Origin of the sequence: Tautonia marina (assembly GCF_009177065.1) — a bacterium.
Lineage (GTDB): Bacteria > Planctomycetota > Planctomycetia > Isosphaerales > Isosphaeraceae > Tautonia > Tautonia marina.
In genome coordinates this window covers 128,817-142,143 of the sequence record NZ_WEZF01000002.1, presented here as the reverse complement: position 1 = coordinate 142,143, position 13,327 = coordinate 128,817, and the positions used below count along the sequence as shown (strand labels likewise).

13 protein-coding genes are annotated in these 13,327 nt (G+C 64.2%); 8 read left to right on the top strand and 5 right to left on the bottom strand.

The window, feature by feature from the left end; genetic code table 11:
- Nucleotides 1–56 precede the first annotated feature (56 nt).
- From GA615_RS03080 to GA615_RS03065, 4 genes are all read right to left on the bottom strand, one after another.
- On the bottom strand, nt 57–500 hold the full coding sequence (locus GA615_RS03080; RefSeq protein ID WP_152049797.1) for a hypothetical protein: 444 nt from the start codon (nt 498–500) through the stop codon (nt 57–59).
- Between the two features lie 58 nt (nt 501–558).
- Nucleotides 559–1,743: a radical SAM family heme chaperone HemW gene (hemW, locus tag GA615_RS03075; RefSeq protein WP_235905040.1), complete on the bottom strand. Its 1,185-nt coding sequence runs from the start codon at nt 1,741–1,743 to the stop codon at nt 559–561.
- A 154-nt stretch (nt 1,744–1,897) separates the two neighbouring features.
- Nucleotides 1,898–2,173 (bottom strand): NifU family protein, encoded by a 276-nt coding sequence (locus GA615_RS03070; protein WP_235905038.1) that lies wholly within the window; start codon nt 2,171–2,173, stop codon nt 1,898–1,900.
- 106 nt (nt 2,174–2,279) lie between these two features.
- Complete coding sequence (locus GA615_RS03065) at nt 2,280–2,654, bottom strand: RNA recognition motif domain-containing protein (protein WP_152049796.1); 375 nt, start codon at nt 2,652–2,654, stop codon at nt 2,280–2,282.
- 553 nt (nt 2,655–3,207) lie between these two features.
- On the opposite strand from GA615_RS03065, the gene GA615_RS03060 reads away from it, so the two are divergent.
- The 7 genes from GA615_RS03060 to GA615_RS03030 all read left to right on the top strand — a co-directional run bounded on the left by GA615_RS03060 (nt 3,208) and on the right by GA615_RS03030 (nt 11,650).
- The gene (locus GA615_RS03060; RefSeq protein WP_152049795.1) at nt 3,208–4,434 is read left to right on the top strand and encodes a DUF1573 domain-containing protein; all 1,227 of its coding nucleotides are present in this window, start codon (nt 3,208–3,210) and stop codon (nt 4,432–4,434) included.
- A gap of 219 nt (nt 4,435–4,653) precedes the next feature.
- Nucleotides 4,654–6,237: a multiheme c-type cytochrome gene (locus tag GA615_RS03055; RefSeq protein ID WP_152049794.1), complete on the top strand. Its 1,584-nt coding sequence runs from the start codon at nt 4,654–4,656 to the stop codon at nt 6,235–6,237.
- Between the two features lie 160 nt (nt 6,238–6,397).
- Nucleotides 6,398–6,730: a DUF962 domain-containing protein gene (locus GA615_RS03050; protein ID WP_235905035.1), complete on the top strand. Its 333-nt coding sequence runs from the start codon at nt 6,398–6,400 to the stop codon at nt 6,728–6,730.
- A gap of 219 nt (nt 6,731–6,949) precedes the next feature.
- Nucleotides 6,950–7,333, top strand: a complete 384-nt coding sequence (gene metG / locus GA615_RS03045; RefSeq protein ID WP_235905032.1) for a methionine--tRNA ligase subunit beta — start codon at nt 6,950–6,952, stop codon at nt 7,331–7,333.
- 48 nt (nt 7,334–7,381) lie between these two features.
- Entirely contained in the window at nt 7,382–8,128 is a 747-nt protein-coding gene (locus GA615_RS03040; RefSeq protein WP_152049793.1) for an alpha/beta hydrolase, read from the top strand.
- A 12-nt stretch (nt 8,129–8,140) separates the two neighbouring features.
- Nucleotides 8,141–9,892 carry a DNA repair protein RecN gene (gene recN, locus GA615_RS03035; RefSeq protein ID WP_152049792.1) on the top strand — a complete coding sequence of 584 codons (1,752 nt, stop codon included), beginning with the start codon at nt 8,141–8,143 and terminating at the stop codon, nt 9,890–9,892.
- Nucleotides 9,893–9,895: 3 nt separating this feature from the next.
- Nucleotides 9,896–11,650, top strand: a complete 1,755-nt coding sequence (locus tag GA615_RS03030) for a hypothetical protein (protein ID WP_152049791.1) — start codon at nt 9,896–9,898, stop codon at nt 11,648–11,650.
- A 162-nt stretch (nt 11,651–11,812) separates the two neighbouring features.
- Here GA615_RS03030 and GA615_RS27335 read toward each other — a convergent pair whose 3' ends face one another.
- A complete protein-coding gene (locus tag GA615_RS27335; protein ID WP_201750096.1) occupies nt 11,813–12,487 on the bottom strand; it encodes a hypothetical protein in 675 nt (224 codons plus the stop codon).
- A gap of 101 nt (nt 12,488–12,588) precedes the next feature.
- On the opposite strand from GA615_RS27335, the gene GA615_RS27330 reads away from it, so the two are divergent.
- On the top strand, nt 12,589–13,179 hold the full coding sequence (locus GA615_RS27330; protein WP_161602137.1) for a hypothetical protein: 591 nt from the start codon (nt 12,589–12,591) through the stop codon (nt 13,177–13,179).
- The last annotated feature ends 148 nt before the right edge of the window (nt 13,180–13,327 follow it).

The window sequence follows — 13,327 nt, the reverse complement described above, 5'->3', positions numbered from 1 at the left end:
CGTCTCAAAAGGTGCAGCGCGGCGAGGCTTGATTCGGCTGACCAAACCCAGACCGATTAATCGCAGGACACCCGAGCAATCGGCGCCCATCCTTGACGATGATACTCCATCCACCCGAGCCGATGGAACGGCAGCACATCGACGAAGAAGTGGCCCAGCAGGCTCCGCTCCGGGGAGACGAAGTCGGGCGTCCCGGCGGCTGGGCCCGCGGCGATCAGCCGACCGTGACGATCGAAGGAACACTGATTGCCCGCCATGCGATCGGTGTCCGGGTCGAACACGCGGTACGTCACGAAGGCGCCGGGATGATACTTCGCGGTGGCGTGGTCGGAATCCCTGGAAATGATCGCCCGAGGATGATCGGCCGCAATCACGGCCAGTTCCTCAACATCGCAAGGGCAGGGGATGACCCGACCGGCCAGCGGTTCCCGGTGCCCCGGCAGCGAGGCACAGCCGGAAAGCCACAACAACAGGGCAGAGGCGGCGGCGATCCGAGCCATCGGGAAGTCCCCTCCTTGGGACACTCGGGCGGGCCTGGCGAGTTTGGGTCTGATCCGATCAGAGCAGATCGCTCATGACTGTATCTGCCAGAAAGAGGCCCGTTCTGGAGAGTTTCAGGCGTCGGCCGTCGTCGATCAGCCAACCTCGCGCCACGGATCGCGCGAGCGATTCGCCGCAGAGCGCGTCAAGGTCGAGGCCACAGCGGGTTCGGAAATCCTCCCGGTCAATCCCCAGGTCGAGCCGTCGGAGCATCAGAACCGCCGTCTCTCTGGCTCGTTGCTCCAGGTCGAGCCGCTCGGTTGGGCCGGTGGCCTCCTGGCCTTGTTCAATCCGGCGAAGATAGGCGAGTAAATCCCTTGTATTCGAAGACCGGACCCCATTCACGTACCGCGTAGCCCCAAGCCCGAAGCCGTAATACGCGTCGTTCGCCCAGTAGACGAGATTATGCTGCGACTCGTGCCCAGGACGGGCGAAATTGGAGATTTCGTAGTGCCGGAGCCCCACGTGGGTCAAGCGATCGATCGTCATGGCGTACATGTCATGTTCGACATCCTCCGCCACGGCTTGCACCTCGCCGGCGTTCCACTGTTTCCAGAGCGATGTGCCCTTCTCGTAGACCAGACCGTAACAGGAAAGATGGGATGGTCCCAGAGCAATTGCACGCTCCAGGTCGTCGCGCCACTGGTCGAGGGTGGAACCCGGCGCGCCAAAGATCAAGTCGAGCGACCAGCGCTCGAAGCGATGCTGGATCAGCGCGACGGCTCGGGGCACATCCTCCGGGTCATGGTTGCGTTCCAGGGCCTTCAGGGAGCTCGGCTGGAACGACTGCGCCCCCAGACTGATCCGGTTCACCCCTCCCTCGGCCAGAACCGTGATTTTGCGATCGTCGAGCGTGCCCGGATTGGCTTCCACGGTCCACTCGCCACCAGGGGTCAATTCGACCAGATCCCGAATCCGCACAAGCAACCGCTCTAGTTGCCACGGCTCCAGTCGGGTCGGCGTGCCTCCCCCGATGAAAATGGTCTCGACACGGGGGCGCCCCTCGAGCCCGCGCCGCATTTCCTGATCGAGCGCATCGAGGTAACGATCGGCCAGGTCATCAGCCCCGGCGAGTGACGCGAAGTCACAATAGCCACACTTATGCGCGCAGAATGGGATATGGACATAGACCGATCTCGGCCTGAGCCAGGGGGGCTCGCCGTCCGATCGGACGTCCCGAGAATCTTGCGAAACCATCGTCATGACGGATGAGCACCGAATCAGGTCGTCAAAGGGGTCCAGAAGCGCGAGCACCTCAATGGATTCTACGCATCGCGACCTGGAACCGCACGCTCAACACGACCCTGTGAGGGGTCATCCGTCGGTCAAGGAGGACAATCAGACTGACACAAAGATCTCAGGGGACTGGTTCAAGGAACCGGATTTCGGGAATCTGTGCTTTCACGACCGACTCGATTTGCATGGCCAGGACGATCGCGGCCGACGAACAGCCCTGGCACGCACCGGAGAGGCGGATTTGCACAATTCGATCCGGGTCGATGCCGACGACCTCAACATCACCGCCATCGGCCCGGAGATCAGGACGGACGTCATGGTCCAGCACGGCTTCGAGCCGCCCTCGCAGGTCGAGGAGGGGGTCGATCGAGGGACTGGGATCAGGGTTTGCCATCATCAATGATGGGCCACCGCGGGACCCACGGGGCCGAGAGGTTGAGGCCGGGCGAGCCGGGCCGAAGCACAAGGGCCAAATCGATCCAACCCGCCAGGACGGGATCGGCTCAATAGCGATCGTAGCCGCCGCCGCCACCACCGCCGTAGCCGCCGCCACCGCCGTAGCCGCCGCCACCGCCGTAGCCACCACCACCACGGCCGTAGCCGCCGCCACCGCCGCCGTTGCCGCCAGGCGTCCGAGGTCGGGCCTCATTCACCGTCAAACGACGACCAGAGTGGTCCTGACCGTCCAGCGCGGAGATCGCGTTGTCGGCCTCGTCATCGTTATCCATTTCAACAAAGCCGAAGCCGCGGCTCCGGTTCGTTTCACGGTCTTTCAAAACCTGCGCGGAGCGGACCGCACCATATTGCTCGAACAGGGCGAGCAGGTCCGCATCGTTGACCGTGTAGGCTAGGTTCCCGACGTAGAGTCGCTTCGCCATGACGTTCGCCTGGGTCTGACTCAGGCACTCCACCGAGCGCAAACGGAGATGGGAAATCGGAATGTGCCGGGTGCGGAACACACGCCAGCACAGGGACGGAAGAAATGTGAGATCATGACGTCGCGAACGCGATCCGACGTTCCTCCCGGCCAGTCGGGGAAAACTCCCCGAGATGGCCATCGCAGGCGAGATCGCTACGATGGCAATTTGAAGATGTAACGCCTCTTGCCACTCGTGTCAATCCATTGCCGTTCGACTTTAAGAAAAATCTTTCGTCGATCGGGATATGAGTCCCTGTGCTTGACCCCCTTCCGAACCGACCTTTACAATTGCTGCGGAATCGGCCGGGTGTCCACTTTCGGTCTGGTCGATTCCGGTGTGTTGGGTTGGCGGTCGTGCCTGATCGTCGTCTCGGTGGTTTTCCGAGGATTCGAATACGTGTCAACCGCGTGGCAGTGGCCTGCCAGAGCCGGCACCCAGGTCGAATCGTCGGAAATCGTGCCGCCGCCCGGCCTTCTTCTTTGATCTCTCCTCGCCACGGAGCTGCTCGATCATGATCCGCTGGATCATCCTGGCCGTGCTGATTGTTGTCGTGGCGGCGGCCATTCCGTTGGCTGTCAGCTACCTGCCGGCCGACGTGGCCGGGCCGGTCCCCTCGGCTCGGTTCGACGAAGAAACCGGACCGCCTCCCGTGCTGGTCTTCGATGACGAGCCAACCCATGATTTTGGGTTGATGAGCGAGCAGGATCGGGGCTCCCGCGCCTGGACCCTTCGCAACGAGGGGGAGGGAACGCTCCAGCTCCGCTTCATCGATAAACCCTGCACCTGCACCGGGGTGACGGTCGGCGAAGAGAAGCAATCGCTGACCGAAGGGGGAACCGTTGAGATCGAACCCGGCGAAGAGGTCGAGCTGGCCGTCGCCTGGGAAACCCGCGACAAGATCGGTCAGTTCAGCACCTATGCGCGGTTCGCCACCAACGATTATGAACATCACCCGACCCTGAGCTTCATGGTCAAGGGAGTCATCACTCCGGCCGTCGTCGTCGACCCGCCCCGGCTCGACTTTCCGTCGGTCCCGAGCGACGAGGAAACCTCCTTGTCGACCATCGTCTTTTCTCCCACCTATCCCGAGCTGACCATCGAGCCGAATCCGGCCAGCTCTCGCCCCGGCGTGATCGACGCCGAGGTACGGACCCTGACCGAAGAGGAGTTGGAGGCCTTCAACGCCGCCCGGCTCGAATCGATTGTCGGCCACTCGCACGGCCCCGGAAGCCCCCCCTCTGACCACGATCACGACGAGGAGCTGCCTCCCGTGACCTCCGCCTATCGGGTCACGGTTCTCCTCAAGCCCGGACTTCCTCTGGGGCGATTCGCGGATCTCATCACCCTCAAGACCGACCACCCGATCCGGCCCGAGGTCGAGTTGCCCATCAGCGGCCAAATTGTCGGACCGATCGCCGCCATGCCCGAACGACTCTACGTGCCGGGCGTCGATCGCTCGCAGGGGCGAACCGTCACGGTCATGCTCAACGTCCGGAACCACGATCAAACCACCTTCACCGTCCGCGTTCCCGACTCGCTTCAGGGGATCGTCGAAGGAACGGTCGAGCCGGTGTCCGAGGTGAACGCCTCGGAGCAATTCCGTCAGTACCGCTTGCAGGTCAGCGTCCCCCCAGGGGCCAAACCCGGCATTCATAAGGGGGTTCTGATCCTGGAAACCGATCACCCTCAGGCCGAGGAAGTGAAGGTTCCCGTCGAGGTCCTGGTGCGAGGCGGCTGACGCGAGCTCCGCCCGTATCTGGAGCGTCAGAATCAGGGGGCCGGCACTGAGCCTTCGAGGTGTCTCGCCCTGGTTCCCGGTCGTTCCCCTGACCGTGAATTCTCCCCCTCGGCACGAAACGACTCGTGCCGAGGGACGTTGAGACCTTCGCCGGTTGCCCTCCGGGACGGGGGCAGCATTCTTCCGCAACGGACGAACCGAGACGGAGCGTTGGAATTGATGACTGACAGTCGGAGCCCCTGGAGGGCGGTGGCCTCGGTCCTGGTCGGGGCGGCCATCCTGGTCTATGTCGGCTGTTCCTCGAACAATGCTCCTGAGACTCCCGACATCAAACCGGTTCCAGCTCCTCCGGATGACGACCTGGCCGAAGATGCGCAGGATGACGACCGACCGGCCGACGCGGTGCTGCTTGTCTCCGGCCAGCAAAACGGCTACCTCGAACCCTGCGGCTGCACCGACGGCCAGACGGGCGGCCTGGGACGACGGGCCGACCTGATGAACCAGCTCCGTGAGCAGGGCCAGGACCTCGTCCCCATCGACCTCGGAAGCATCATTGCCGATCCGGCGGGCTCTCGGGCGGGGCCCGACCAGATCCGCATCAAGCAGGGAATCGGACTCGAAGCGCTCGCCCGCCTCGGCTACCAGGCGCTTGCCCTGAGTCCCGACGACCTCGAAATTGGCATGGGCGAATTCCTCGGTCAGTATCTCAACGTTCCGGATGCTCCTCCCCTCGTGGCCACCAACATTCAACCGGCCGAGGGGCTTGAGGAGACCTTTCGCGCGTCGATTCGGGTCGAGGCCGGGGGCCTTTCTCTGGGCATTCTTGCCGTGGTCGACCCTCGCGCAATCTCGGCCCTGGCCGATCCGGAGCAGGACTTTTACATCCAGCGCGTCCTCGACCCGATGGAGTCGATCCAGGTTGCTCTGCCCTCGCTCCAGTCGGAAACCGATGTGCAGATCCTCATGGTTCAAGGCCCGAGTGATCTGGCCCGATCGCTGGCCGAGGCCTTTCCCGAGGTCGAGATCGTCGTGGGCAAATCGGAGTTCGAGTTGGCTCCTGCCCGTCCCGAGCGGTTGCACGATGGCTCGACAACTCTGGTCCTGGTCGGCAAGAAGGGCCAGCAAGTGGGCTTGCTCGACCTGTTTGCAGACACTCCCGGCCGCCCTCGATACCGTCGGGTTCGTCTCGACTCCCGCTACGACGATGTCGAGCCGATCCGTTCCTTGCTCGGGGAGGAGTACCTGAACCGCTTGGCCCAGAACGAGGTGGTGGAAAACTACCCGCGCCGTCCTCATCCCTCGGGAGCCCGCTTCGTCGGCGCGGAGACCTGCAAAAACTGCCATCCGAACACCTATCAAAAGTGGTCCACCACCAAACATGCCTATGCCTTGGCTGCCATCGAGTCGGGGCATCGCGGCAATCGGACCATGGACGCCGAATGCGTCAGTTGCCACACCACCGGGTTCGAGTTCGACTCGGGGTTCGTCAACGCCGCGACCACTCCTCACCTGAGCAATCAGCAGTGCGAGAACTGCCACGGCCCCGGCTCGCTGCACGTGACCGACCCGATGAACTGGGAGTACCGTTCCCAGATGGTCCTGACTCGCGAAGAAGCCGAGCAGACGCTTTGCATTCGCTGCCACGACAGCGACAACGACCCTCACTGGGATTTCTCGAAGCGATGGCCGATGGTCGCCCACCCCAAGCTTGACCGCTACGACGATCCGAAGGTCCGAGAAGGGCTCGACCCCAGCACGCTGCCGACCCCTTCCGGGCGGGACGATGCCGAGGCGGGGGATTGATGGGGCCAGGAGAGGCTTGCCCCGGAGAATCGGACTGACCTTGGAGCGTGACGGGCTGGAGGATAGTCTGAGAGCGTTTCCGGTCGTCCCATGTTCCAGGGACATGCTGGTTCCATCCCCATCTCGCTCCCAAGAGTGCGCAAGGAAGGAGTGCTCGCTGATGCCGTCGTTCATGCCCTCGGTGTCTGGTTCCCCCAGGATGGCCCGGCTGATCGAAAAGTATCGCCAAGATCATTCCCACCCGATCAACCATGTGTTGCATGTCGGAGTGGGCTGGCCGATGGTCGCGGCGGCAATCCTTCTGCTCCCATTCCGCCCCCTCTGGTCGCTGGGCCTTTTTCTTGGCGGTTATGCGTTCATGTTCGCAGGTCATTTCCTGTTCGAGCGCAATTTACCGACGATTCTGACCCGTCCCAGCACGCCGTTTGTCATCGCCTGGGCGGTGATCCGAGATCTGGGTCGAGGGCTTGCCCGGCTGGTCTCCCCTCGATAATTCCTTGAGGCGCAGATTGAGAATCGATTGTCCCCTGCTTCCGTGGTGCTCCCACCGAAAGCAACGGGAGAACCACCCGAGACGTTGCGCCGGTGGCTGGCAACATCCTGAGCGAATTGTGAACGCAAGTTCAGACTGACGGCTTGACGAGCCGATGAATGGGGCGATAGGATGCTCGACGAGGGGCACGGGTGTCGTGCCCCGACCGAGGTGCCGAACATGCCGGTGGTCGATTCTCTGGCCACCGAGGCGCAGCCAATCGAGTCGACGATGGCCGATCCGATCACTTACGACCAGTTTGCCAAGCTCGACCTCCGCATTGCCAAGGTGCTGGAGGCTCGTCCCCATCCGAATGCCGACAAGCTCTTGCTGTTGCAGGTGGACCTCGGCGACGAGCAGAAGCAGATCGTCGCGGGCATTAAACAGCACTACGCTCCCGAAGACCTTGTCGGTCGTTTGATCGTGGTGGTCAACAATCTGGAACCGGCCATGCTCCGGGGAGAGTCGTCGAACGGCATGTTGCTTGCGGCCAGTTCGGGCGATAAGGTCGTGCTGCTGACCCCGGCCGATCCCGAGTGCCTGCCGGGTTCGAAAGTCAAATAGGCCCGATCGCACGAGGTGCGATCCCGGCCGCCCACGGAGGCCGACCGGATGGCGTTTGCCACGATCCAGTATTTCAGCCAGGCCTTGCGCAAGGCATCGGCGTTCAACATCGTCTTTCCGGACGATCCGAGGATCGACCGCCCCTGGTCGGTGTTCTATCTGCTGCACGGCCTTTCGGATGATCATACGATCTGGATGCGTCGGACCAGCATCGAACGCTATGTTGCTGGGTTGCCGATGGCCGTCGTCATGCCCGATGGCGGTCGTGGCTGGTACTCCAACGCAGTCGAGGGCGCGGCGTACGAGGATGATCTGCTGGAACTCGTGTCGTTCGTCGATCGTACGTTTCCAGTGAAGGCCGAACGCTCGGGACGGGCGATTGGCGGCCTCTCGATGGGAGGATACGGCGCAGTGAAGGTCGGGGTGAAGCATCACGACCGATTTGCCAGCGTCAACTCCCATTCCGGGGCCCTCGGTTTTGTTCATGGGATTGGTGAAGGGAGAGCGTTGAGCCCCGAGTTTGGCCGGATCTTCGGGCCTGATCCCTCGGGGGGACCGGAGGATCCCTTTACCCTGGTCGAGCAAATCGATCACGGAATCTTGCCGAAGCTGCGGATCGATTGCGGGACCGAAGACTTCCTGCTCGATCAGAACCGAGCCTTTCACACACATCTGAACGACTTGCAGATCCCGCACGAATATGAGGAATTCCCCGGCGGTCATGACTGGGCATACTGGGATGCCCACGTCCAGGAGGCCGTGGAGTTCCATGCCCGGAACCTGGGGTTGCGCTGATCGGCCCGGTCGATGCCGGACTCGATCGGTGGTGAGGACAACCGGAGGTCGCTCGCCGTGCTCCGAGAACTGTCGGTCCAGAATCTGGCGTTGATCGAGGATGCCCGGGTCGAACTGCGAGAGGGCTACTGTGCCTGGACCGGCGAGACCGGGGCGGGTAAGAGTCTCTTGCTGACGGCCCTGGGCCTGGTGCTCGGCGGCAAGGCCTCGGCCGAGCTGGTCCGAGACGGTAAGGATGAGGCCCGCGCGGCGGCCGTCTTCGACCTGTCGGCCGATGACGAGCTGAGGGCTGAGGTCGAGGGGATCCTCGGCGGACCGATCGATGATGACCAGTTGATCGTGACCCGTCGGATCGGGGAGAACGGTCGAAGCTCGGCCCATGCCAATGGCTTGCCGGTGCCGGTGGCGACCCTGAAACGGCTTGCTCCTCGCCTGATTGACGTGCACGGGCAGCACGAGACGCAGACCCTGCTCGATCCCGACCGCCAGCGGAGTCTGCTCGATGCCTACGGAGGGCTGGAGCGCGTGGTGGCGGCGTATCAGGAGGCTCGCTCGACGCATGAAGCAATCCGCAAGCGTCGTCTGGCCCTGATCGACGCGGCGGATCGTCGCCGACGCGAACGGGAACTGCTGGAGTTCGAGCGAGATGAGCTGGCCTCGGCCGAGCCGAAGCCCGGCGAGTACGACGACTTGAACCGAGAGGCCCGCCGGTTGGCTGGGGCCGAGTCGATCCGGGAGGCCGCGGCCGAGGGATTCGCCCTGCTGTACGAGGCGGACCGATCGGCTCAGGCAATGATCGGCAAGGTGGCTCGTCGGCTGGAACCGCTGGGAGAGGCTGTGCCCGAACTGGGCGAGGCCGCCGCGACGCTTGGCCGACTGGCCGATGAGGCGAGGGAAGTGGCCTACATGCTCCGCGACCTGGCCGACGAGTCGGGCGAGGATCCGGGGCGTCTCGAACAGCTCGAAGCCAGGTTGGCATTGTATCGCAAGCTCAGTCAGCGGTTCCGTTGCGAGCCGGATGGCCTGGCCGCGCGATGGGATGAGGTCGAGGATCAACTGGCCACCATCGAGCGGGACGAGGCCGACTTGCAGCAACTGGATGCTCCGCTGGCCGAGGCCTGGGCCGTGCTTCGGGAGGCGGCTGAGGAGCTGACCGAGGCTCGCCGCAAGACAAGCCAGGCGTTTGCCAAGGCGGTTCAAGGGCACTTGAAAGACCTGAGCCTCGGACAGGCCAAGCTTCAAGTGCAGGTTGAGGCGCTGCCGATGGGAGACGATCCGACCGCCACGGCGCCGCCGGATGGGGGGGCCGATCGGGTCGAGATTCGCTTCGCTCCGAACCCGGGAGAACCGCCGAGACCCTTGCGAAAGATCGCCTCGGGAGGGGAGCTGTCTCGCCTGACGCTGGCGATCAAGACGGTTCTGGCCGGGGTCGATCGGGTGCCGACGCTCGTCTTTGACGAGATCGATACGGGGGTCGGCGGCCGGCTCGGAGCGGTGCTTGGGAAGAAGCTGGCGGCATTATCGGAACATCATCAGTTGATTTGTGTCACTCACTTGCCTCAGATGGCCAGTTATGCGATGCACCAGTGGGTCATTCGCAAGCAGACGACGAGGGGACGAACCCGAACGACGATTGAACAACTGATTGATCATGATCGGATTGATGAGCTGGCCGCGATGCTCCGGGGAGATTCGGCTGCGGAATCGACCAAGCAGGAGGCATTGGCCATGCTCGCCGAGGCCCAGGCTGTGGGGGCTCGCTGACCAATGGCCGAGCTTGCCGAGTGTCGCGATCTTCGGGCCGATGACGAGCCGGGGGCAGGGTGGTTCGCCTGGGGAACCTGGCTGGTGATGTCGGTCGCGGCGTTCGGCTTTGTGTTGCGGTTCGGGCCGATTGTCCCCTTTTATGATGATTTTGCGATCGTTCCGGCACTGGTGGGTGAGCAACCGGTGACGCCGAGCTATCTCTGGTCGCAGCACTTTGAGCATCGGGTGCCGTTGCCGAGACTGGTGTTGCTGGGAGCGTATCGCCTGGCGAATGATGACTTCCGAGCGGGCATGGTGGCGGTTGTCGCCTGTCTGTCGATCCTGGCCGCGGGCGTGATGGTGGCGTTGCGGGCGGCTCGGGGGCGTTGGAGTTATGTTGATGCATGGTTTCCGATCCTGCTCCTGAACTGGGGACACCACAACAACATGCTCTGGAGCTGGCAGATTGCCTTCGGGCTTTCGACCTTGCTGGCGGTCGGGGCGGGGGCATTGATCGCGAGCCGGGCGGGATCGGTGCGATCGGGAACCCTGATCGGTCTGGGAGCGGTGCTGGTGTTGCTGCCGCTGTGCGCGGCGAGTGGGCTGGTGATGGTGCCGCCGCTGGCGGCCTGGATGATTGGGCTCGGTCTGGTTCGATTGCGGTCGGGGACGGCCGGAGGCTGGACGGCGATTGCGGCGGCGGTGCCGGGCGTCCTGGTGACGATCGGATATTTCGTGGGATACGAACGGCCGCCGCAGATCGACCGGGCGCCAGGGATCGGGGCGGTGGTGCGGACGGGATTGCAATTTCTGGCGATTGGGTTCGGGCCGATTGCGGGAGACGCCTGGCGACTCGGTGGGGCGGTGGTGCTGATCCTCTCGGCTGCCACAACGGTCTTGCTGGGCCTGACGGCCTGGCGGAATCGTGAGGAGCGGGCACGAGCGCTCGGAATGCTCGCGGTCCTGGCCGGATTCGGCATCCTGGCGGCAAGCCTGGCGTGGGGGAGATCGGGCACGAACGATCGGGGAGGCTTGGAGCCGCGGTATGTCACCCTGGCGGCACAGATTCCGTGCCTGGCGGGCCTGGCTTGGGCGCGGTTTGGTCCGAGGGTGTCGGGGCGGCTGGTGCTCATGGTTCTGTTCGCGGGTAGTCTGGTTCTGCTCTGGCCGAACACGGAGATTGGCCTGGAGCAAGGCCGACAACGGAGGATCGATTCCGAAGCCGTGGTGGCCGACCTGCGCCTGGGCTTGCCGCCGTTTGCCATCGCGGCGCGGCATACGGGGTTCTTGCACTCCTCGCACGATGATCTGGGCAAGGGGCTGCCCTTGCTGGTCGAGGCGAATCGGGGGGTGTTCCGCGGGGCACGTCCCAATCCGCCATTCCAGGAAGTGCCGGTCGGGCCTCCGGAGCGATTCAGTCTGGCGCGTTGGGAGCCGCAAACCGGGACGATCGAGGCAACCGGGGTCGATCCCTGGGCGACGTTCGAACTGCCGGAGCGAACCTTCGTGGCCGGCATTCGGATTCGGTACGACCTGGAGAACGGCCCGGCGACCTCGGCGCGGTTCAAGCTCCAGTGGAAGCGATCGAACCAGGACCGATTCCCCGAGGACCAGCAATACCAGCAGTGGACGCTCCCGGTCGGTCCGGATCGGGAGATGGTCGTCTGGATCGCCGAGCCGATCGACAGCTTCCGCCTCCAACCCGACAACCAGCCGAGTCGCTACCGGATCGAGGAGATGGTGCTCCTGGTCCCGGAAGGACAGGACGGGTTCTGATCAGAGGCGATTCGGGTAGGTGTCATGGCCGGGTGTGGGGACGGAGCATTGAGCGAAGGCCACGGCCTGGGTGTTGCTCGTCGAGGGAGGGCGCGCCCTGTCAAGCAGGTCGGCACCGGAGCAGGGACGAGCGGAACGAAACCAGGGGCGAACTGGATCGGTTCAGGTGCGGTTCGGAGGTCGGAGGCGGTCGGTCAGGGGTCGAACGTTGGGGCGGGAGCGCTCGGGACGACGCGGAGACGGTTCAGAGGAGTTTGGGCGTAACTTGTTTTCCGGGTTGTGGTTCGGCGAAATTTCGATTGGGGAGGATGGCTCCGCAGTGGGTTCGTTCCGTGAGATCGTGAGGGGGTCGGGATCGGGGGATGCCTCGTCGGGAGCGGGGGATGAGTTCGGTGATGGGGCGAAGCGATTGATGGGTTGGTAGCCAGGAGGGGAGGCGTTGGCGTCTTTCTCGCGCCACCAGCCGCCGCCGACGTTGATCCGCTCGATCTGGTGGTCGCGGGCCTGCTTGCGGTGGTGCTCGGCCAGCTCGTCGCGCCGCTTCCGGATGCGGATGAGCATGGTGATGGAGCGGAGCAGGGCGTTCTGGGCGTCACGGTCGTAGCGGTGGCGAAGCTGGGCCTCGGGGCCATCGTCGCCAGAGAGACTGCGAGCGATGACCGCGGCGCGTTCCGGCCCTTCGACGGCGTCCCAGGAGGCGACGGCTCGTTGTTCGAGCTGGTGAGCCGATCGGCAATCAGCGCGCGGAGGGCGAGCCGGGCTGCGGCCGGGTCGTTGGGCTCGCCGTCTTCGAGGGGTTCGACCTCCAGGCCGGACGCGAGACGGCCGAGCCGCCACATCTGCCGGGCCTCGGGAGCGCCGTCGGGACCGGGAGCGACGGGGACGTAGCCGATCAGGCGCATGCTGGTTTCGCGGTCGTCGTCGGACCAGCCGAGACCTTGCTCCAGCACCCGGTCGAGGGCCGACCAGCGACGAATGAGCCATTCGCAGCCGAAGGCGGAGTCTTCGAGATCGAGGAGGGTATTGAGGGGATCCGTTTTCAGGGCGCAGGCACGCTTGCGGGCGGCATTCTGCTTGCGGAGCCGCCAGCGATCGACGGCCGATCGGGCGGTGGATTCGAGGTTCTGCTCGGTCGCCTGCTCACAGCGCTGAAGGCGAACATCGGCAACGGCCATGCGGCGGATGACGGCTCGCTCGGCAACGTTCTCGGGCCAGACCTCGTGGTTCCATTCGGCGACGGCGGCGGCTACGGCGCCGCGGTCGGCTTCGGGGACAAGAACCTCGGCGGCCAGACCATGCCGGAGGGCATTGCGGCGCGATCGGGCCTTGCCTTCGGCGGTTTTCGGGCCGGTGGATTTCTGAGCGTTGCGGCGGTTGGCTTCGGCGCGGCGGTTTGTGGTTGCGGGGTCCATGATGACTTCTCCAGGATTGGTCGCACGTTCGGGGTGCAGGACAGGGGGCGAAACCTCGATCGGGGCTTGCTCAAGGGCTCTCTGAGGTCGCGCGGAGGAGGATGGATTCGGGTTTGAAGCGTCTCGGAACGAGTCGCGCGGTCGGGGCGGGTCATCGGACGCTCAGAATTTCATGGAAGGGTGCGTGGTAGCGCGATTGATTCATCTTGCGAGTGTTCAGCAGAGCCTCCGCGCAGCAGCCGAGATCATCCCCTCAGAGTTAGCA